Raw genomic sequence first — 19,702 nt, 5'->3', positions numbered from 1 at the left:
TTCGCATGCAGGCATAAGGGCTTAGCAGCCCTTTAAATTATGCGTCCTTGCTGGCATTTACCTCTACGTCCTTCTCATAAGCTGGAGCTTTTGAGTGGTCTCCGTAAATCCACGTTCTCATAATATCTGTTAAGTGATACGCGCCAAATTTCAGAATTGCTGCAATCATGAACGAAACAAACACAAGGTACAGGCAGAGCATCAAAATCGTGTCCACGGCGTTTGCGATAGTGCTCGCATTGGCTGATGCGAGGTAGGTATTCGAGTAGGCTGAAAACGGAATCGCTTGAAGCATGAACAGGGTGTTGATGAACGCTACGCCGAGGAACGTCAATGCTCCAAACATGCTCCAGCTCGACACGTAAACAACGATGGATTCAATCGGCTTCCATGTGTCGGTCTCGGGGTCCACTGCGTTTTTGCTTTTGCCCATCGTCAAGATGAAATGCGGAATGCTCGCGATTCCAGTAGCAGTGATTTTTGTCCACATGCCGAGGAAGAACGATATGACAATCATTGCGAAGGCAATTGGAATTGAGAATTTCAAGTACATTCCCATGACCCACATGTACGTTGCTGCCGAGTCTGCAAACGCTGCTACGTCATCGTTCGCGTACACAGCGGCAATCATGTACGAGGCTTCAGGTCCAAACCCTGTGCCGTACTCGCTGAAAATATCCGAGGCTTCTGCATTCGCCGTAGCCGCTGTAGCGAACGCCACCATCGCGTCATTACCACCGAACATCTTCGCAGATGCTTTCATAGACGCTTGAGCCATCTCCACACCGGCTTTTGCCTTCGCCTTGTCCGCTGGATTGGTGTACATAATTGAGAGTGCCTTGGTGCCGATTCGGATCTCGGTAGAAGCTGCAATCAGTCGATTTCCAAGCATGTCCAACTCCTTGAACACTGAGGCGCACATCCTGCCTGAAGGGGATTTCTGGCTTGGGTAGCTGAGGCATTCGATGGTCCTGAAAATACCAAATGGACCGTCATTGCCAATCGCGAAATACCTATCAAGCAAGCCGAAGAAATCGAGGTTCATTGACGCTTCTGCTTGGAACGCGCCCATGATGGCGGCAGTCGTCCAGCGCCTCTCTTGAGTGGTGACGTTCTTCGTGTACGGCACAGTGAAAGCTGGTTTACCCTGAATTACAGGCTGTTCAAGGATGTTGGATTGGTAGCTTTCGATCTTGGTCGAGTTCGCTAGAAGCTTGCCGGGCTTGTCGAAATTGGATGAGGCGTACTGGCTCTGTACGAACCATCCCACCATCGTCATGTAAGAAGGATTGGTGACGTAGCGGCTACCAAGCAAACGAACGTAATTGTTGATCTGAGCGCTGCACATGTAGGGGCTGGAATCGCTGGCACACATCTTCTCTGCACAAGCTCTTTGAGTTGCTTCAAGGTTCGCCATATCGGTATTGGTTTGGCAGAGCTGAACCCAACGATCCTTGGCGTCCACAAGGCTTTGCTCAGTGACTCCCGGCGCTCTAGTGATGCGCTGGATGAATGTCTCTGCCATGCAGCTTGCAGAAGCGTAGACATAAGCTTGCATCCCAGTTGCGTCGGTGCGTCCGAGGTCATAGGTCTTGATAGCTTCGCATGACATGGTTTTGTCGAATTCAGACGCAATCATTCCGCTTGGAAGGTCCATGTGGTTGCTGAGCTTCGATGCGATGTTGGCTGCATCAGTGAGCGCTACCGTGTAAGCGTCTGTGAGCGCTTCAATCCCCAATTGATACAGATCTGGTAATCCATTCGCTGACGCCGCGAGTATCGTCCCCTCATCGATCTCATGGTCGATGTTGAGTATGCAGCTACCGACCTGAGCGAACGCCGTGACGTGCCCTTCGTAGCGGTTGAATGTGAGGTTCTGTTGTGATTTGCCCGGTTGCTGATTCACGCACATCTGAAAGTCTATAAGGTTAAGAAACTCCCTTGTGCGCTGGTTCTTCGGTACAGGAATCGACACGAAAGGTTGCTCAACGGACTGCTTGGCAAGCAGCGCTTGGAGGTTGAAATTACCTGCTTGTAAGCCCCACGCAATCGCTGTGAAGCCTGCGACCATCAGCATGTTCGTATCTTCGTTTTCTGCTTCTGGATCTGACTTGTAAATCGGGATAAGGCATAAGATGACGAAACCAATTAAGACAAAGTGCCCCACGGTTTCGCCCCGCTTTTGCTTTCTCTTTTGGCTTTCAGGCTGACCCACTGAAATCATGGCTTCGAAAATCGCCATCAAAGGAATTCGAATCGCTAAGCCTGCAAAAATAGCGGTGAAGAAAATGACGATTAGGTAAATCGGTCCCATGTACAAACGGTAGGTTTCAGAGTTGAACAGATTCGATGCGCCAAGGCATTTGTACTCGCCGGTAAAAAATATGTGAGTATCGAATGGTCCATCATGAACAATCTGCGTCATGTGACAGCCAAGCACTGATTCCAGAAGAGGAAATACCAAAGCTTGTTTGCGCTCGTAATCCTTGTAATTGACCTCAAGGTTTTTGCTTGCAGTGTTGTAGCCGACTGGTGACGTAAGCCCCCAGTCTTTGCCAATTTCTAAATCGGCTGAAAATGCTGGAGTAATGGCGCTAATGGAAAGCAACAAAAGGAGGGAGTAAAGGAAGCGCTTCATAAGTGTGATTATGTTTTTTATTCCCTTATTATACCATTAAGCGCCTTCATTAATGACGCTTAGGTCGGTATTTCCTTCCGACCTTTTTGAATAGGTTGTAAGCCCCTATAGCTGTTTTTCTATCAACGATAGCGTTTACAATAGTGTACATTCCAAGAGTTGCGGCTCCACACATCATTTCAATTCTGCTGAGCAACGTAGAAGCGAAGCTTAGGTAAGGCATTTTCAAGCCCATAACTGCTACTGATCTTTCGAGCATCTGCAATGCGTAGTTTGTGCATGAGATATGTACGATGAAGAAAATAGCACCGGAGACGACTAGCTCAATCATTTTCTGAGTGATGATATTCGCGCCTTGCCCGACTGCTGCCCCTAGTCCATTGGTTGCAAATTTCATGATGGATTGGTCCAGCACTGCGGCTATCTCCCAGTTCGAAATGTAAAAGAAAACAATCAACGGTCCAAATACAATGGTGCTGAAAAGGATACCCAAAAGGGTCGAGCCGATTCTCATCAGGTTATCAAGGTCATTCAGCTTGCAGAAAGCCAAAATTGCAAACGGCATGGTCACTATCAAAATAAATAGGTAGAAAATGTTCAGTATGTAAAGCAAAAAGAAAGGTCCGGTCATGATGGAGATTACGAGAAACTTGAACATCGTCGCTAAAATGTAGCCTTTCAAAGCCCACCCGAAGAAGAACGAAGCCAGTCCGCCAGCGATTGCACCTACGATTTGCATGAAGTTCGGCGTCTTGATTAATTTCTTCTGGTTCTTCTTGATTTTGTCTTTTGACACACCAGCGTTTTCTTCCGCTTTAGCCTGATCGCTCATCACCCTTTCTTTTTTCTTGTCGCCGTAGGCGTTCGCCGCATAGCCAATCAGCTTTGTGGTTGCTGCGAGGTACATGATTTGAGTCATGGTTTCAGCTATCTGAGATCCATATTTCTGCATGCAAGTGACGGGGTATTTGGTCGTGTTCACGCAAGCGTCAAGCTCGACTTTTGGATTTTCCAAGCCCATGCCGATGGCTTCGTAGAAGTCCTTTTGCTGAGCTGATGCAGTGGCGTTCGTGCTGTACTGCTTCTGCATGATGGCGGCGCTGTCAGCAAGGCTTGGCGTTCCATCTGAATTCGGGATGAGGTTCAATTCACGAACCCTTTCGCCCATGTTCAGACCGTTGTACGTGTCACCATCGCTGTAGCCGTGCCTTCTCGCCCAATCGTCGATGATGTACGTCCCAACCGCTTGAGTCTGGATCGTGTTCATCGGAGAGGATGTGCCGAACTGGTTTTGTGCAGTTGCCGAGAGATTTGCCTCATCTGACATGCTTGGCATGGTCCAAACAAGGTTGATGAATCCCTTCTGGTAAGCTTCAACTTGTCTTTTGAAGAGGTCTTCATTGAACACTGACGCATGGAACTGGGTGTTGATTTTCAGGCGTGTATTATAGTATTCGTCAATCAATGCATTTGTTTTGTCATGAATTTGAGTCTCGTACTGGTCTGTCTGACCTAAGCCCATCACCTTCCAGTTGTTGTCCACGCACGATGGGTTTCCGCTCCCTTTTGGTGAATCTGCCTTTGTATGAGCGTCAATAAAGTTTTGTGCAGCCATCCTATCGCCAAGCGATTTTGAACATGCGTAGTTGACAATCAGGTCAGCAATCTCATCTGACTTCACCATCCACGGTAAGAAATTCTTCTTCATAATGTTGGCTTGCGCATCTTTGAAGAAAAGGGATGCAGCGGACTCCTTGATTTCTTGAAATCCAGCCGGATTGTTATTGAAGGAGGTTGTTCTAATATCGCTCATAAGTTTCGACGCTTGATTTTCTAAAGCGTCAATATCATTGAAGTCTCTGTACGACTTGTTGTAGTTGATAGCTTTTAGGTAAGAAAGGGTTTCGCCAATGTCTGTGGGGTTTTTGGCAAAGGTTATTTTATCTGCAGACCACATTGTCTGGTTTGGGGCTTCCGAAAAACGTTTCTCGAATGAGATTCCGTCCTCATCGTTCGGTTGCCACACATCAGCCGTAGTGTTTCTGACCTTCCAGCTCGTATCCTTCACCTTCATGTTATCGATGGCGTTGTTAAACGCAGATGTATTCGATATCACAAGGCTGGTCGCTATCAGCCCAGCTACCGTAGCTTGAGCTGAGTAATAGGTATGGCTATTTTCTTTCTTCTCTCTGTAGTCCTTGAGCGTGTCATTTTTTGAGCTGATTTCAAGGTTGCCGGTGATTTGACGATTGATGAACCTACCTATGATTTGAGCTTCTGCCTCTGCACCAGCGTTTGAGCCTGAAACCAAAAGGTATGCGCCACCACTGAGGGCGTGATTCACTCCAAACAGACCCGGCATGAACATGCCCAACCCAGCTACAGACGTAGCCAAGGTGTACATCCCCCACGTTTTGTAACGAGCGGGATTCCCCTCATGCTCATAAAGCTCGCCGGAAATCCCTGCCTTGATATACGTGATAATTAGGGCTGGTAGGTGAAGGGTTCCAAGGAATAGCGCGATACCCCACGCGAGCATAACGATGACGCCTATGGTGTACTGGTTCGAAGCGTTGATTTCTTTCTGTCCATCTGACAAGCCGTCCTCGATTGCCGAAGACCTGTTCATGACTACAGCGTTGTTATTTACATCACCGAATGCTGCACTGCCTAAAAAGCTGTATCTGAGATTTTGACTGATGTTCTGTGGGCAGACTAAGTATTCTGTGTCTATTGATTTTCCGTCCTGCGACACGCCGCAGGTCGAAGAATCGGAATCAGCGAAGGCAGGAGTGGTGCAAAGCGCAGAAAGGAGAAAGAGAAAGGGAAGAAAGCGTCTCATCGTTGTTCGTTTGGTTTGTCATATTATACCATTTCACTTGTATGGTTTTAGGAGTATTGGATAGGGAAATGCCCAATCCCCAAATCGCAGATTTGGAGTGAACAGGATCTGCGTCTGGGTGATGGTTTGCTGTGTCCTGCAACCACCTGCTAGCTGATGGGTTCCAGGTGGTAGAGCAACCGCTTGAAGCTTACAATCAAGCCATTCCAGCATTCTGAGCGTCTTACTGCGTATGTCCCACCTCGACCCTATAGCTCTGTTTACCCTCGGTGATTTCAAGAACGATTTGGTAAAGCTTCTCCATGCATACCCTGTCATCTATCTCTGTGAGCAAAGCCCCGAGGGTGTGTACTTGGTGCAGCTCGACAAGGAGAAGAACCTTCTCGTTGATGACAAGCAAGGTCTGAGCGTGTCGCTTGGAGACTTCAAAGCTGCCATCAAGGAATCCAAAGATGGTGGTCGCCTTGAGGTTCGCTTCAGGGCTTTAGAGATCGACGTGTTCGGCACCAGCGGCTATGCGACGGTGAGCGTTGAGCTAGGGCAGGGCATCGTCTTCAAGGAGCTGCAGAAAGTCCTCATGGTCTTCGGAGCCATTGCTCCTATAGAAGGAGGGATGACTACTGTACTCAAAGCAGCCATTTCGAAGGTTGCTCGGTGGCGAAAAGGTGAGCTGACCTTTAAGCCAAACTGACTGATCGAGCCTTGGGGTTGGTCGTGATTCGCGTCCGCAAGCACCAGTCCCTGATTATTTTGCAGAAACTTTTCTATCGCCTATCTCGCTCCTGATCGATTCCTTCTATTAGGAATTAGCACTTCAAGCAGGAAATACCAATCGAAATTTCTGGATAATCTTTAAATTCTTTTAAAGAAACCCCTGCGGCTCATGCAGCTCAAAGCTTGTAGCCCTTTCTTATTTTTCGCACTCACTCCGCAAAAACCTATAAACCAAATTAAAGATTTTTAAAGCAGATAAAACTTGCATTTTTGCGAGTTTTGGTCGTTTGACAAATAAATTCGAAATGATATCGTTTGTCTCGTCGAGCAAAGCAATGCCCGCTAATGAGGAATTTAATGGTTCAAACATACAAGACAAACTTCGCTATCAGAAGTGATTCTAAAACTCTAAATAGGTTTAGAAAGGAGTGCATGAGTAAAGACGTATTAGGTAGGTCTGTTTTTGATTTTGAAAAGGTTCGACCCAGAAACGGTCGTTCTGAAATAAGAGCATGGGGCTGTGATTCGTCGGTGCTCAACTATGAACACATAATTGATTCAACTGATGAGATTTCATTTGCTTTTGAAACCGAGTCGTATGCACCTATATTAGTGCTCTTTAAGTTCTACACGTCTTTTAGAAAGGCTTCTATTTGTGTGAGATTTGTAAATTCGAGTATCACTGAAGGCGGATATTTCTTTCGAAATGTTTTAGGTGAACTCGACACCGGCTCTTTTCAGACGCTTTCAAGAGAGTCCAGCACAGAAGTTTTTGCCTTGATGGCTCTTTATCATCAATTGTGGACTGATTTGACTGATGATTCGTCATTGCTTAATTGACGATAGCATGCATTAACTGAAACGCCTTCACGTTTCTAAAAGCAGTTTTAAACAATACTGCAATGCATACCAGAACAGTAACACTGTTCCGTCTTCTCATAGGGAGAGGCGCAAATGGTAACTTGTAATGGCTGATGAATATAGAAATGAAATTTCCATCATGGGTAAAAAATCAACTATTGATGAATTTGTTAATAGATACTTTGTTGTCATTGATGGGCAATATTATTTTGATTTTGAAAAGGTAATTCCGACGAATGATAAGACTTTCGAGGACGCTTGGGCTTGTGGCAGCGAAGCTTACAATTTTGAAATTGTTGAATACGATGAAAAAGATAAATTGGTGTTTCGTTTCGATACTATTGGCGGCGGACCCGGCTTGATCATCGCGAAGATTTTGAGCGAATTTAGAAGCGCCCATGTCGTTTCAGTACTAGTTTGTGAAATGCTTACCTACGCAATTGTTGTGAATCGCCCGTCATTTCGTGACAAGCCATTTGTTCAGCGTGCGATTAAAGGTAGCTGTACACGAGCTGAGGAAGAGTGGATTAACTCTGTAGGGCAAATGCTATGGGGGTACTCCGTCGAGCCTGATCTTACTCAGAGAGGTTTTGTTGATATAGGTGGTGGGCAGTTCATGAGAATGCATTTTGATATGGAAGCATATCAAGACCTATACCCACGATTCAAAAAACCATAATTTGTTGCGCATAGCTTCATCTACTTGCACTAATTGAAATGTCCGCATTTCTAAAGGCTGATTGAGTTCAGTAGTGCAAATTCGAAAAGTTAAAGTCTTTTCCACATGTTAACTCCTAACGATGTGAGCCGCTCTGTGCGCGTTTGAAATATCTTGGATCAAAAAAAAAGCTGTTGGGTTTCATTGATTCTGTCGTGACAGAATGCGTTGGTAAAATCGATAAACCGTCTGAGGAAATCGTGCTGTGTGATTTATTCAGCGGTTCGGGAAAGGTCGCTAACCATTTCAAGGATCGTTTTAAGGTCGTTGCGAATGATCTTGAATACTATTCGTTTGCAACGTTGAGCAATCTGTTAATCAACGATTCATCTATAGTTTATGAATGTCAGCCAATAGTTGACTGGATGAATTATGCAATGGAAGGTGAAGAAGGTTTCATTTTTAAAAATTATAGTGAGCAAGCTGGGCGCACTTATTTCACTGATGGAAATGCTATGAAGATCGATGCGGGAATCAGCCTCGTTTACGACATGTATGGACGTAGCGAGCTGACTGACCAGCAATTTTATTACTGCCTCTGTTCCGTCTTGGAAGCCGCAGACAAGGTTTCGAACACGACTGGTTTGTACTCCGCATACCTCAAGAAATTTAGTGCTACTGCGCTCAAACCGATTGAGTTCAAGACGTTCGAGTTGAAGGAATCTGTAGCGAGCAATGAGGTATATCTAGGAGACGCCAACCACCTGATTCAAGAGATCCGTGGCGACATTCTCTACCTCGATCCGCCCTACACGCCAATGCAGTACAGCAATGCGTATCACGTCTTGAACACCATTGCTCAGAATGAGCAACCGAGGATTCACGGCATTTCCGGTCGCCCGGAAGGCAGGAACGTTTCTCCGTGGTCGAGCAAACCTAAGGTCGAAGATGAGTTTAGGCGTTTGGTGGAATCCGCGAATTTCGAATATCTGGTCATGAGCTATTCGAACGAAAGCATCATGCCTGTGGAGTTAATTGCTGATGTGATGAGTTCGCACGGCAAATATGAGATCAAGCAAATGCAGTACAAGAAATTCAAAAGTCGCACAGATGCCTCAAAAGAAGCCTTCGTGATTGAATACCTTCATGTGCTGCATAAAGCAAGCTGATTAATCTTTTTGAAATAAATCTGAATAGGTGTTTTGTAAATGGCTACAAGAGAAGGTGGTGCAGTCAATTTCGAGTTTGTCAGTGTCGAAGAATGTGAAGCAGAATTAAAATCACACAAGGCTTCGTTTTCGATGTTTGGTGGATTCAATAATAGATCTTTAGGATGGATGATTCACCCGAAGCGAAAGCCTGTCTATGAAATCATTTCCCGTTTAATCTTTACTACGTGGAATGATTCGTTGAGGCTTGATAACGACTGTTGCGAAGTGGAAGTAAGATCTCGCTGCAATGAAGTTTTTGAAAAGTGCTTTCGTCGCAAAGTTCAGGATCTAGAGTTTGTAAAGATTCTGAAAGGGTTTAAGAAGATTCACAAGCAAGCGCTGTCGTCACATTGTGCATAAAAAGCCCGCAATGCGGGCTGTTTTTCGGATGAACCTAACCTTTGGTTTTTATTGGATCAGCTCTGCGAGGGTAGGTGCGTTCTTCTTGAATGGTCCCATCCTCCTTGTGGATTTTCAGTGAGGCAGTTTTGCCCTCAAGGAATGCCGTAGCAAGCTTGATGATTTCTGCCTTTGTGTCAGCAGTCTTTGAAGCTCGTTCAGCACCTTGCTTCTTGAGAATCCAGTGGTCGCCGGATTTGGTGATGTGGTAGTTATCCATTTTGCTCTCCTGATCTTCGAATCAAAAACGCTTTGGGACGCTATTTGGGAGGCGCTTTTGCCCTCAAGAGTTCCACTTAATCACTCATCCTGAATTTACCCGTCTGCGCAGCATCAGAACAGTAATGCTTGGTATTGGCGTGTGAGGTAGGACTGATGAGCAAAGACAGCAAGGCGTTGGTCGCCGAGATTTTTGACCAGCTTCGAATGCTCCGTGAAGCTGTGAATAAGCTGGAAGCGGTGGATGAATCCGAGGTGGACTCGCTACGTGGTTCACAAACCGTTGACGTGGATGGTGCTGTGCATCTGTCGTTCATCAAGCTTCAAGACCAGATCGCCGCAATGGAGGAGACCTTAGCTACGATTGCTGAGGCAACTGGCGAGATTCCGAAGCTTTGAGGGATAAGGGTATGTGCGGACGCTTTGTGATGTTCCGGTCTATGGACGAATACGTTCAAGAACTCGACCCTCAAGGGGATCTGTTCGCCAAGGTCGATCAGACGCCTATCAGGCGCTACAACATCGCCCCCAACCGGCTGAGGATTTTGAGTGGTATCCCGTCTCCAAAGACGTTGGCAACTTGCGCAATAAAGGCGAATATCTCATCAAGTCGATTACGTGAACAGGGTGGCAGGGTAGTGAAGGGATTCTTGAAGGCTGGGATGGTGTGTGTAGGGTTGGGTGCGTCGCTTCAAGCGGCGGCTGCTGACATCGAGTGGTACTACAGAAATTTCGCTCCAACGGATCTGGCGAGCCTGAAAGGATGCCGCAAAGACACCCTGTATGACGGCTACCTGTCGTCTCTGAAAAAGGGGTTGGAAGTCGCACCTGAAATCGACCACACGCGAATCCCCATCTTCATGAAGAACCTGCTCGGCAAGGTGGACGTGGAGTATCAGTTAATGGGCTACAAAGCCTATGACGAATATCAGGCTTCTGGAAAGTCGGGTCCGAACCCGTCAGCGGGTGTGATGGAAAGCTGTGACACTGATGTGGGTAACGCACTCAAGAACAGAATCAAAATTAATGAGCTGAGCCTGAAGGCGTTGGGCGCTCGATAGATCCTAGACACAAACCGACCAGCCCCACCTGTGCAGGGCTGGATGGTCTGCGTTTAGTCCTTCTTAGGCGGAGGTGGTGGAGGTGGCGACTTTGGAAGATCTCTTCCATGGTCTTTAACGAACCGCATTGGAGGCGGGGGTGGCGGTGGTGGTTTTTGACTGCTCATGCTGGTTAATCTCCTGCTGAAGGACGTAAAAAGGGACGAAAGACGCCACAGAAAGAATCATAGTCAAGGTTACGTTGGAAGCGAGTGCGGTGAGGTTTCGCCCCCGCTTGTCGTTATTTTCGGTGTTGACTGAAGCGCCTTCGATGTAATAGTTCAAGATAACACTTTTGAAATAGGTCTCAGCGTCGTCTTCGTTTTCTCCGTAAACTGCAAAATGTGCAGTGGCTTCGGCGCGATATTTTTCCATTTCATTAAGCGTTGGCAGTCCTCGGTCGTAGTCGGGTAACTGCCAAGAAATCCAAAAGTAATAAGCTCCGCGAAGCATGCAAATTAATGCGCAAAAGTAAAAGGTCCAAAAGAAAACTCCTACATATCCATCATCGGTGGTAGGGGCTTTGGCAAGCATGTATGAAAAGAATGAAAGCAAAACCACTAAAATAGTTAGTGGAAGATTCAACCGTGAAATCAGTTTTTCCTTTCTATCAAGCTCGTAAAAATATATTTTTTCATAAAAAGTGAATCTTGAAGCTTCATCCATGGATAATTCCTCTATGGTTTTTCATGCGTGCTTCTTGCGTATCAAGTCCTCAAGGGCGTTCTTCTGGTCGTTCAAGGCTTAAACCTCCTGAATCGCTGCCGGTGACATGGTTTCGTGAGTCATGGACAGGACGATAGCTGTGACCAAACCAGTCTCTACACACGCGAGAAGCGCACACTCATAGCCATAATTCCCGACTGCGTACAGCCCCACATTTTCGAATCGTGTGAAGCCCACTTCATCATCAAACATGCGCGTGTGAAGGGTTACGGTCTTGGCGTTTGGGTGAGCGCCAAAGTCGATGGAGCTTTCGTATAGCTCGTACATCCATGCGCCCAGCTTAGGGTCATGTTTATCTACCAGATTCTGTGCGGCTTTGATTGGCGACTGGAAAGCTTTCTTGCATGCTTTGAGGTCTTCTGGTGAGTTGTTCCGCTTCAACCATACCTCTGACAAGGTTTGGTCTTTGCTCATGATGAGCGCGTAGCAGGCTGTCTCCAATGCGGTGCGAAGGGTAGGGAAGACACCACCAGCGTGACCTGTCATGCCGATCCTGAAAGAGGTCATCAGGAGGAATCGAGCATTGATGCGCATGGAGTGAATTACCAGATCGTCAGGCTGAACGTCAGAGCCACTGACGTGCTCGGTCAGAAAAGTATCAAGGTCGTCCATCATGGTCAGGAACGGCGAGCCTGCAGCCACAATTTCGTCCACATTCTCAGTCCCGGCGTTCAGGTAGGCGCGGAACGAATCATCACCATTGCTGCTGAACATCACTGACCCTCGCTACGTTTGTTTTTCAGTTTAGCCTTGTACTGGGCAGCCTCGGCTTCGATACGCTCCATCGTCCAGCCAGCTTGCAGCCATAGCGGCTCAAGGAGAGCGGTGAGGCGCTTGTCGGTCTCTGAAAACAGCTCAATGTCTTCGTTCAGGGCAGTGACAATCTCGTCGAAACCTCCCGCGTACAGCATGTCCATGTTCTCGCGAAAGAAGGTGTGCGCAAGGTGGTTCCTGCGCTTGTTCGACCGATGAATCAACGATTCCAGATCGGCTGGCACGGTCGAGATTTTCTTGAGAGAGTGGACCAGCTTGCCGAAGGTTTTCGAGATGTTGTCTTCAAAAAAATCCTCGTATTCCTCGTCTGTCCATTCGCCCTTTCGAGGGAAGAAATCTAAGAAAAACAACGCGTTTACCATGCCATGTTCAAGCACCTGCGCCATGTGCATCGCTGCGCCGTAGTACGCACACATCTCTTTGAATTGGAGGGACTGAGGGTCAAGCTCTTCCATGGGATTTCCTAGGTCTGCTGACCGTTCCTCGGGGTATGTGGAATCATACCCAGCGAACCTGCACAGCTCTAGCGATTCAGACCAGCTTGTTCGGTAGTCAGGGTGTCCCTATGATCGATTTAAACCAAAGGGGGCAGGGCGCTCATGATTGAAGATGACTACGACCATGACAGGGACTATGTGCCAACCTATCAAGACCATGACCAGATTCCCCAGTACGCACTGGGAGAGGCTCTGAAATCCCTGACGCTTTTCACTACGGACATGAACCTTGTCAGTCAGGCGATGAACCTGACCATCATCGATGAATTCGTCATGGATCTGGAATACGACTACCTTCGTGCCAAATTCAACGAAACCTCCAATCCCTATGATTCGATCTTCCTTGCTGCTCAGTCGCAGATGTGGATTTTCAGCGCGTATGAGGTCATGCGAACGTGGATTGAGAAAGCCAAAGGTTACGTCAAAACCGCCAAAAACTCGGGGCTTCACCTCAAGCTCAAAGACTTGAAGCGGGACCGTGGGTACGTCAACTACACAGCCCTTCAACGGGCTGATGAGGTTCAGGCTCTAATTAATGATCCCTCGCTAGTGAAGGCGCTGGAGGACGATCTGGCACGTATCAATTTCCTGTTCATAAGGTTGGAAACCCTTCGCGTTGCTCTGGCTAAGCATGAAGTCAGGAAGCGACCCAACGCCATGATGGTGGGTGGCACTGTGGGGTACATGAACCGTGAATGCGGTTCGCTTGAATACCAGATGAATAACGGAATGGTCACTCACGGCAGTATTTCACGCAGGGATATTGCTGATGGAATTCGGGCAATTCCAGAGTTTACGGTGCCGACTGCAGATGAGGTGAAAAGCTACGACCAATACATGCGCGGGCTTTCAGATGAAGAGGCAATAGAGCTTTTCAAAAGCTTTGAGCAACCCTGATTTTTCAAAGGAGTGACCTGTGAAGCCAGCTCTACCTAAGCGACTTGAATCCAAGGTACGCAACGCCCTTGCGAAGGTCCAAAGAATCAGAAATTCCATCGTTCGCGGTGAAATCAAACTGAGTGAAGAACAGGCTGTGGTCGATGAGTTTGATTCTGACCCGGTAGCCTTTGCTGCGAAGAATTACCCAAGACATGACGTGGATTCCTACCCGGTCCAAACTCACATTTCACGCAAGCGGGAAAGCATCGAATATCAGCTTATGCGCAAGCCAGAACGTTGGACCGAGCTGGAAGAAGCAGAAGCCAATCTTGCTCTGATTGAAGCTGAGGTGCTTGCTGAGGTGGCTTCCATGCGTCCATCTGCTGGACGGCTTTCATACCCATCGTCTTTGCCGCCATTCGAGGTCCAACGTCAGGTTACGATTTCTGAGCATCAGGCATTTCGCATTCAGGAAAAAGCTGACCACGCTGTGCATATGGCTGAGATCGAGCGGGAATCGCAAGATGAAGACGCTGAGCTACAACGTCAGTCCGATCTTGAAGATGAACAATACAGGGAAGAGCGGCGGCTGCGGCTGGCGTCCATGACTGAGGATGAACGTCAGGTGTTGCTTGCCCAAGAGGCACGATTCAGCGAGCTGCTGCGGTCGGGGAAGGTTACTGTCCACGATGTAATCGCTCATCTGAACCAGAAGAACGTTGAAAAGGATGGCTGAGCGCAGAATGCTCAGCCAGTATTTCCCATTCTCTACGCTTTACGTTGGTTTTTTTGAGATTTCTTTGCGTAAGGCGTAGTTCGCCAGTCGATTTTTTCTCTGAACCTGACCAGCTTGTAGGTCACTGCTTGGAGCTGGATACAGCGATGATCTGCTTCACTTTGTTTTGGCTCTCGCCAAGCAGTACGGCAATTTCCTTGTGATCCTTGCCTTGACTCACCATGTCCATGATTTTGGCGGGCAGTATTTCCATTTTGTAGATGGAAGCTGATTCACGCGCAATTCGGTTAAGGTCAAATGATAGGAAGTCGCCGCCAAATTTCTTGGTAGCAAGGCTGACTCGATCACTGATATTCTTAGCGAGATAGAAATTATCATCCTCTGCTAATTTTCTAGCGTAGTCAGCAATTTCTTCTTCGGTTTTGTATATCTCAGTGAAATCTTCATCATCATCGGGATCTTCATCTACTGGCTCGTAAATCGAACACAGCATTCTGAGCTTCGATTGCGTGACATGCTCAACAATCATTGGCGGGTTGTTGAAGATCGCGTATGTGGTGAACTCGATGTTTTTCCCTGCCGCTTCTGATTGGAGCTTCTTCACGTCATCCAGACGATTCTGGCTCTCGGAATACCCAATCATAAAATCTAGGGTCATCCCCTCCGTACTGTTGGTGGTGCCTGCTACCAGCTCGACAACAACGAAGGAAGGAACGTTGGTTTTTATCCATTCGTTCAGGTCGCCGGTTATGTCCATATCAACCGTCAGATGATTCTTGGTATTGCGCAGCGATCCCATTGTGAAAGGAACCTTGCTTTCAAGGCAGAAGGATTCGATAGCCTTGTACGAAGCGACCAGATTGCTGACCTCCGTCTCAACGTCAAGCGCCAAAATGGTATCCAGTATTGAGTCCAAATCCTTGTTCATAACATTCCCTATGTGGCGGTCATTTGCTCTGTCGTCAGACCTGGCTCTGACGTTCGTGGTACGTGCGTCTGACGTAGGTAAGACTTACATCATACGATGGTCAGACTCAGTAGCGGTGGTCGAAGAGGGCGCTGTAGCTTTTGTACAAGGCGTCAAAGCGTTCCCAGTCAGTTGCGCCGGTACGTGAGTAGGTCTTGATGGGTGTTCCCTTCACGGCGGTCTTGCCTTTGAACAATACGCTGTTGTGCATCTCATAAAAATCCGTGAGGTCGTCATCAGTGGCGTCCTTCGGCACTGGATACCGTCCAGCCCACACAACGCTGTGTTGGTAGAAATTCAGGATCTTTTTCTGTGCTGGATTGCGCTTCACGCCAAGCAGATGAGCGAGTAGGTTCAGGTCATGGTGTTCAGGTGGCTTTTGTCTGAGGCTGACCAGCGCCGCTTTCATCACTACCTCAAGCGATAAGCCACACAGCATGTGATAGACAGGGAAGCACGCCCGTAGCATGTCGAACCCTTCCCGCAATCCAAGCTCCTTAGCTGAGTCCTTTCCGCGTTCATCAGCCATCGAGAGCCACACAGCCCCGGCAGAGGCGTGTAGGTTGTTCGCCCTGTGAAGCCATAGGTTTTCATGGCTCCGGTCCTCGACAAGGGTCATGCGTGGAGCTGGTGTGTCGTACAGCTCGAATCCGTCTTCGTCATCGTCATGCATGGAAAATCCCTTTAATGAATTGCGAACACAAAAAAGCCCCAATCAAGGGGCTTCTTCAGAAAGATCTGGTTAGTCTTTCAGGACCGCTGTGAAGCCAGCGAAACCGCCGTTCTGTACGGCTTCGAGCAAAGCTTTGCGGTTGGTTTTAGCCACAACTACTTCTTTGCCCCCCTTGTCCTTGTATTTGAAGCCTGCTTCGACCAACGAATCATCTTCGTTGAACTTGAAGCCCAGCAGCTCAAACACTTCTTTATCTTTGCTTGGTTTAGCATCACCACGGCGCAGAGGTAGCTCAGCAGTTTTGCCGGTCTTCTCCTGAGTAACGATGTAGGTTTTAGGTGGAGTCGTTACGCCGGGAGCTTTTGCAGCGGTGTTCTTGCCTGTTGCTCCTTTATCGCCACCAGCATTGGCATTCAGTTGAGCAACACTTGCGGATTTGATGATTTCGACAGCCAGAGAGCAAGCCAACTCATGGAGTTCTGGTCCCCAAGCTTGAGCTACTGTTTCAAATTTGTCATTACCACGGATTTTTTTGTAATGATCTTTCAGCTTTTCCTGATCCTGTTCGATCTGGTTCAGTTCCGCAAAAAGAGACTTGTACAGAGGCTTGTTACCAGCAAGCAAAGCTTCAGAAATTTTCACTTCCAAATCTGCGATCTTGGTATCGGCACCGATGGTGGTCAGTTTTTTGAAGATGGTTTTGCCGAGAGCTTTCGCGCTATCTGTGTACGAACCGCTGTTGAGAACTTTATCGAAATCAACCTGAGCTTGGGTTGGAGCTGGAACAGCTTCGGCTTTAGCATTTACCATTTTGTGATTCCTTCCGGGTATCGATACTGAATTTAATTGCTAGGTGAAAACCTAATGTAGAGGTAATTCCTTGTCAATTCTATTTGAGTAAAAAATCAGAGATTTCATAATCGGAAATGAAAAAAGCCCCACGAAGGGGCTTTGGAAATGGAATTAGTTTATTCCTTCGTGGATATTGTGTAGCCCTCGAATGCGGTTTTTTCCTCAATCGCGGTAGCAATGCTTCTACGTGATGCAGGGTGCTCAACCCCCATTTTGTCTACGAAGACGCCCGGTACGAGAATTTCTTTCCCTTCAGCATCCTTCTCGATAGCAAAACCAAGAAGTCTGAATGCATCTGAATCCTGAGCGAGGTTGGCTGCGCCTTTTCCGATACGCATGACCAGCTCGGCGGATTCTTCGCCCTTAATGACGATGTAGGTCACGGCTGGCTTTGGCTCGGTTTTAGGACGGCTGGTCTTAGTTTTGCCCGCTGGCGTAGTCAGTGCTTGGTGGCTGTGGTTCAGTACCTTAAGAGCAAGCCCGTAGACGATCTCTTGGAATGCAGGGTCTTGACGGAACGAAGACAGGATCTGAGAGATAGAAAACTTCGAGCTGATTTCAGCCAGCGCAGCAGCGTTTTCTAGCTCTGCGTCTTTGATGGTTTTCAGCTCAACCATCAGCTCATGGGCTGCATCGTCGTCTGCGTTGCCAACGGCTGTTTTAATTTGTTCACGAAGCTCGCGGATTTTTTGACTTTCGCCAGACGAATTAATCAGAGCGTCCAGAACGAATTCGCCAATAATTTTTGACTGCGGTACGTGGTCAGATTTTTCAATGGCGTTTTCGTACTGTTCTTTAAATGAAAGTGTTTCTTCGTTCGAAGCAATCGAATCAGTCATTGTTTATCCGCTGAATATTTGGTCTAAAATGGGTGCGATAATATACCAAAGCAACGGGGTTAATTCAATTGGAATCTCGTGGTCAAATTAAAGGCGTCAAAAATGGTATAATCTGTACATAACAAAATTACAAAATCATGGCATCTCCAAAACCACTTAACGCAATAATGCAGCACTTGAAAAAAGTGTGGAACTACAACCCTGCGCTCGATCCAGATTTATTACCACAAGACGAAGATGAACCAGCCGAAAATGGCATGAAGTCAGAGATAGACGTTGATAATGAATACGGAACCCTTTCAGGTCATAGGATTACGTCCGGTATCAAGAAGAACGGTAACGAGAAATACGACAAGCCGTCAGACGAAGCAAAGATTAAATTCGATGCGATACTCAAAGAGTATTGCGAGAAGTACCAGCTAACAAGTCATTACAATCCGCTATACGGGAATTACGTCTTGAAGGACGCGCAAGGGAAAGGCGTGTACAACGTCAAGGAACATGGAGAATTCAGGCATAATGGCTATGACATTTTAGGCGACCATTACAAAGACATGGTGCGTATCTCGGCGCGTCAGTTCTTGAAGAACAATCTGAAGGTTTGCCCATTCGTTGAAGAGAATGACCCAAAAATTCCAGCGGCAATGCAAGAAGCAAATCTACGTTTGACAATCGAAATCATGCTTGAGGAAGGTGTTGAGTTTGAGCGCCTAAAAATCAATAGCAAGACGTGGAGGCACATATTAGACGACTACAAACCAAAAGCCGAGGATGACCATGACTCTGGTGGTCAAAATGATTTGAGTGGTGTTGGACACAATACTCCGCAAGCAAATTCACCTCCAAGCGTTGATTCTGATAAGACTGCAATTCAGTGCAAGGCTGAGGATAAATCAACGACAGTTGATGAGATTTATCCAGATACGAAAGTGGAATCTTGGTTGGATTCTATCGCAAACGAACCTGCTGCCGTTCAGGATATTACTCAAGAACCAGTTACCAATGACGAAGTGGTGAGCACCAAGAAGGCTGAATTCAAGGAAGAAGATGAAAAGGTTAGACTTGAAAAGGAGCTACGCTGGGCGCTCGATACAGCCGCTGGTGATGTTGGATTATTGCTGAGACAAAATGATAGCTTCGCCAAGAGAAATTATCAGGTCGAATTTTCATCCGATGGAGAATCTGTAACGATTCAAAACGCACAGCCAGTCGCAGGTAATATCCATAAGGTTACGTTGCAAACTTCTGACATTCCCGATGGAGAATTGTATAAAGAAGAGGGTATCGCCTATTACGCAGAGAAAGTCGATAAACAAGCTCCTGCAACGAATACGGCTGACTTTGATGCGTTGTTCGATCCAAAAGTGCATTCTATTGATAAGAAGGTAGCGGAAACACCTGATGCTGAGCCAGATGGTAAGAAAAAGACGAAGCTCAAAATATGATCAGTCTGTTCATCAAATCCAAACGACCTGAGAAGGTCATTGATGAGAGCATCCTGACAGATGCTTTTGTCAAAGCTGTTAAAGAAAGGCTTGTGAGGTGCCTTTTAAAAACAGTCCAAGAGGTTCCTGTCATCGTGCCGGTGTCCAATGTTCACTCGCCCAACGGGCGGGAGTGGCTTTTGGCTGTTGGTGAGGGCTATCAGATTCGCGATATGGCACATCTGCAGGCGAAGCTCCTGAAAGGAATGCTGGTGGATCTGGCTCTTGAATTCAACATCAGCGCAACGGATGAAGGGCAGTTCTGCTTGTCTGTCCTGCTCGATGAATCTCAGAGCCTGATAGAGACGGTGATACGTGTCACGGATCGGGTCATTGGCGATTTGCCAGAAGATCTATCGACGGGTGGGTATGAACCTTTGCAAGCTGCGTATATGAACAGCCTACCCCGTTACCTCGCAAAGGAACTGAACGACTACCTGGCTGAAAGCCCGCGCCTCACAGAAGCCCTAGCCCGATTGGAAGGCTCGAAAGGTCCGCACCTTGTCACCGTTGGGGGAAGCCTCAAAAACATTCTGGACAAGAAGCTACAGAAGGATAAGCCAGTATTGTTCAGCGACCTGTACACCCGAGACACGACAAACACGTTCGACAAAGAAGCCCAATAAAGGGCTT

The 19,702-nt window shown here is 47.2% G+C and carries 21 protein-coding genes; 11 read left to right on the top strand and 10 right to left on the bottom strand.

Annotated features, from left to right (window positions below; all coding sequences use genetic code 11):
- Positions 1-37: 37 nt before the first annotated feature.
- Both ACYAS9_RS25655 and ACYAS9_RS25650 read right to left on the bottom strand, forming a co-directional pair.
- A complete protein-coding gene (locus tag ACYAS9_RS25655) occupies positions 38-2,638 on the bottom strand; it encodes a hypothetical protein (protein WP_463571246.1) in 2,601 nt (866 codons plus the stop codon).
- A 49-nt stretch (positions 2,639-2,687) separates the two neighbouring features.
- A complete protein-coding gene (locus tag ACYAS9_RS25650) occupies positions 2,688-5,480 on the bottom strand; it encodes a hypothetical protein (RefSeq protein WP_463571245.1) in 2,793 nt (930 codons plus the stop codon).
- A 232-nt stretch (positions 5,481-5,712) separates the two neighbouring features.
- Here ACYAS9_RS25650 and ACYAS9_RS25645 point away from each other — a divergent pair, with 232 nt between their 5' ends.
- From ACYAS9_RS25645 to ACYAS9_RS25625, 5 genes are all read left to right on the top strand, one after another.
- The gene (locus tag ACYAS9_RS25645; protein WP_463571244.1) at positions 5,713-6,171 is read left to right on the top strand and encodes a hypothetical protein; all 459 of its coding nucleotides are present in this window, start codon (positions 5,713-5,715) and stop codon (positions 6,169-6,171) included.
- Positions 6,172-6,626: 455 nt separating this feature from the next.
- A complete protein-coding gene (locus tag ACYAS9_RS25640) occupies positions 6,627-7,034 on the top strand; it encodes a hypothetical protein (RefSeq protein ID WP_463571243.1) in 408 nt (135 codons plus the stop codon).
- Between the two features lie 127 nt (positions 7,035-7,161).
- Positions 7,162-7,734 carry a hypothetical protein gene (locus tag ACYAS9_RS25635; RefSeq protein WP_463571242.1) on the top strand — a complete coding sequence of 191 codons (573 nt, stop codon included), beginning with the start codon at positions 7,162-7,164 and terminating at the stop codon, positions 7,732-7,734.
- Between the two features lie 143 nt (positions 7,735-7,877).
- Positions 7,878-8,882 (top strand): DNA adenine methylase, encoded by a 1,005-nt coding sequence (locus ACYAS9_RS25630; RefSeq protein ID WP_463571241.1) that lies wholly within the window; start codon positions 7,878-7,880, stop codon positions 8,880-8,882.
- 39 nt (positions 8,883-8,921) lie between these two features.
- On the top strand, positions 8,922-9,284 hold the full coding sequence (locus ACYAS9_RS25625) for a hypothetical protein (RefSeq protein WP_463571240.1): 363 nt from the start codon (positions 8,922-8,924) through the stop codon (positions 9,282-9,284).
- Between the two features lie 34 nt (positions 9,285-9,318).
- On the opposite strand, the gene ACYAS9_RS25620 is transcribed toward ACYAS9_RS25625, so the two are convergent.
- A complete protein-coding gene (locus ACYAS9_RS25620; protein ID WP_463571239.1) occupies positions 9,319-9,543 on the bottom strand; it encodes a DUF2188 domain-containing protein in 225 nt (74 codons plus the stop codon).
- A gap of 155 nt (positions 9,544-9,698) precedes the next feature.
- Here ACYAS9_RS25620 and ACYAS9_RS25615 point away from each other — a divergent pair, with 155 nt between their 5' ends.
- Both ACYAS9_RS25615 and ACYAS9_RS25610 read left to right on the top strand, forming a co-directional pair.
- Positions 9,699-9,941, top strand: a complete 243-nt coding sequence (locus tag ACYAS9_RS25615) for a hypothetical protein (RefSeq protein WP_463571238.1) — start codon at positions 9,699-9,701, stop codon at positions 9,939-9,941.
- 41 nt (positions 9,942-9,982) lie between these two features.
- On the top strand, positions 9,983-10,603 hold the full coding sequence (locus ACYAS9_RS25610) for a hypothetical protein (protein WP_463571237.1): 621 nt from the start codon (positions 9,983-9,985) through the stop codon (positions 10,601-10,603).
- 114 nt (positions 10,604-10,717) lie between these two features.
- On the opposite strand, the gene ACYAS9_RS25605 is transcribed toward ACYAS9_RS25610, so the two are convergent.
- From ACYAS9_RS25605 to ACYAS9_RS25595, 3 genes are all read right to left on the bottom strand, one after another.
- On the bottom strand, positions 10,718-11,308 hold the full coding sequence (locus ACYAS9_RS25605) for a hypothetical protein (RefSeq protein ID WP_463571236.1): 591 nt from the start codon (positions 11,306-11,308) through the stop codon (positions 10,718-10,720).
- 78 nt (positions 11,309-11,386) lie between these two features.
- A complete protein-coding gene (locus ACYAS9_RS25600) occupies positions 11,387-12,082 on the bottom strand; it encodes a hypothetical protein (RefSeq protein WP_463571235.1) in 696 nt (231 codons plus the stop codon).
- Positions 12,082-12,597 carry a hypothetical protein gene (locus ACYAS9_RS25595; protein WP_463571234.1) on the bottom strand — a complete coding sequence of 172 codons (516 nt, stop codon included), beginning with the start codon at positions 12,595-12,597 and terminating at the stop codon, positions 12,082-12,084. The genes ACYAS9_RS25600 and ACYAS9_RS25595 overlap by 1 nt, the downstream gene beginning before the upstream one ends.
- A gap of 144 nt (positions 12,598-12,741) precedes the next feature.
- Between ACYAS9_RS25595 and ACYAS9_RS25590 the strand changes: the two genes are divergently transcribed.
- Both ACYAS9_RS25590 and ACYAS9_RS25585 read left to right on the top strand, forming a co-directional pair.
- On the top strand, positions 12,742-13,536 hold the full coding sequence (locus ACYAS9_RS25590; RefSeq protein ID WP_463571233.1) for a hypothetical protein: 795 nt from the start codon (positions 12,742-12,744) through the stop codon (positions 13,534-13,536).
- Between the two features lie 19 nt (positions 13,537-13,555).
- Positions 13,556-14,254 (top strand): hypothetical protein, encoded by a 699-nt coding sequence (locus ACYAS9_RS25585; protein ID WP_463571232.1) that lies wholly within the window; start codon positions 13,556-13,558, stop codon positions 14,252-14,254.
- A gap of 121 nt (positions 14,255-14,375) precedes the next feature.
- Here ACYAS9_RS25585 and ACYAS9_RS25580 read toward each other — a convergent pair whose 3' ends face one another.
- The 4 genes from ACYAS9_RS25580 to ACYAS9_RS25565 form a co-directional block, all read right to left on the bottom strand.
- Positions 14,376-15,182 (bottom strand): hypothetical protein, encoded by an 807-nt coding sequence (locus ACYAS9_RS25580; RefSeq protein WP_463571231.1) that lies wholly within the window; start codon positions 15,180-15,182, stop codon positions 14,376-14,378.
- Positions 15,183-15,288: 106 nt separating this feature from the next.
- Positions 15,289-15,894, bottom strand: a complete 606-nt coding sequence (locus tag ACYAS9_RS25575) for a HEPN domain-containing protein (protein ID WP_463571230.1) — start codon at positions 15,892-15,894, stop codon at positions 15,289-15,291.
- Between the two features lie 69 nt (positions 15,895-15,963).
- The gene (locus ACYAS9_RS25570) at positions 15,964-16,704 is read right to left on the bottom strand and encodes a hypothetical protein (RefSeq protein ID WP_463571229.1); all 741 of its coding nucleotides are present in this window, start codon (positions 16,702-16,704) and stop codon (positions 15,964-15,966) included.
- Between the two features lie 158 nt (positions 16,705-16,862).
- Positions 16,863-17,585 carry a hypothetical protein gene (locus tag ACYAS9_RS25565; protein WP_463571228.1) on the bottom strand — a complete coding sequence of 241 codons (723 nt, stop codon included), beginning with the start codon at positions 17,583-17,585 and terminating at the stop codon, positions 16,863-16,865.
- A 137-nt stretch (positions 17,586-17,722) separates the two neighbouring features.
- Between ACYAS9_RS25565 and ACYAS9_RS25560 the strand changes: the two genes are divergently transcribed.
- Together ACYAS9_RS25560 and ACYAS9_RS25555 are read left to right on the top strand one after the other, a co-directional pair.
- Positions 17,723-19,030: a hypothetical protein gene (locus ACYAS9_RS25560; RefSeq protein ID WP_463571227.1), complete on the top strand. Its 1,308-nt coding sequence runs from the start codon at positions 17,723-17,725 to the stop codon at positions 19,028-19,030.
- On the top strand, positions 19,027-19,695 hold the full coding sequence (locus ACYAS9_RS25555; RefSeq protein WP_463571226.1) for a hypothetical protein: 669 nt from the start codon (positions 19,027-19,029) through the stop codon (positions 19,693-19,695). Before ACYAS9_RS25560 ends, ACYAS9_RS25555 begins: the two co-directional genes overlap by 4 nt.
- Positions 19,696-19,702 lie beyond the last annotated feature (7 nt).

Source organism: Pseudomonas sp. HP_08 (assembly GCF_055284095.1).
The sequence above is the reverse complement of the archived record's forward strand: the minus strand, read 5'-3'. Positions and strand labels throughout refer to the sequence as shown.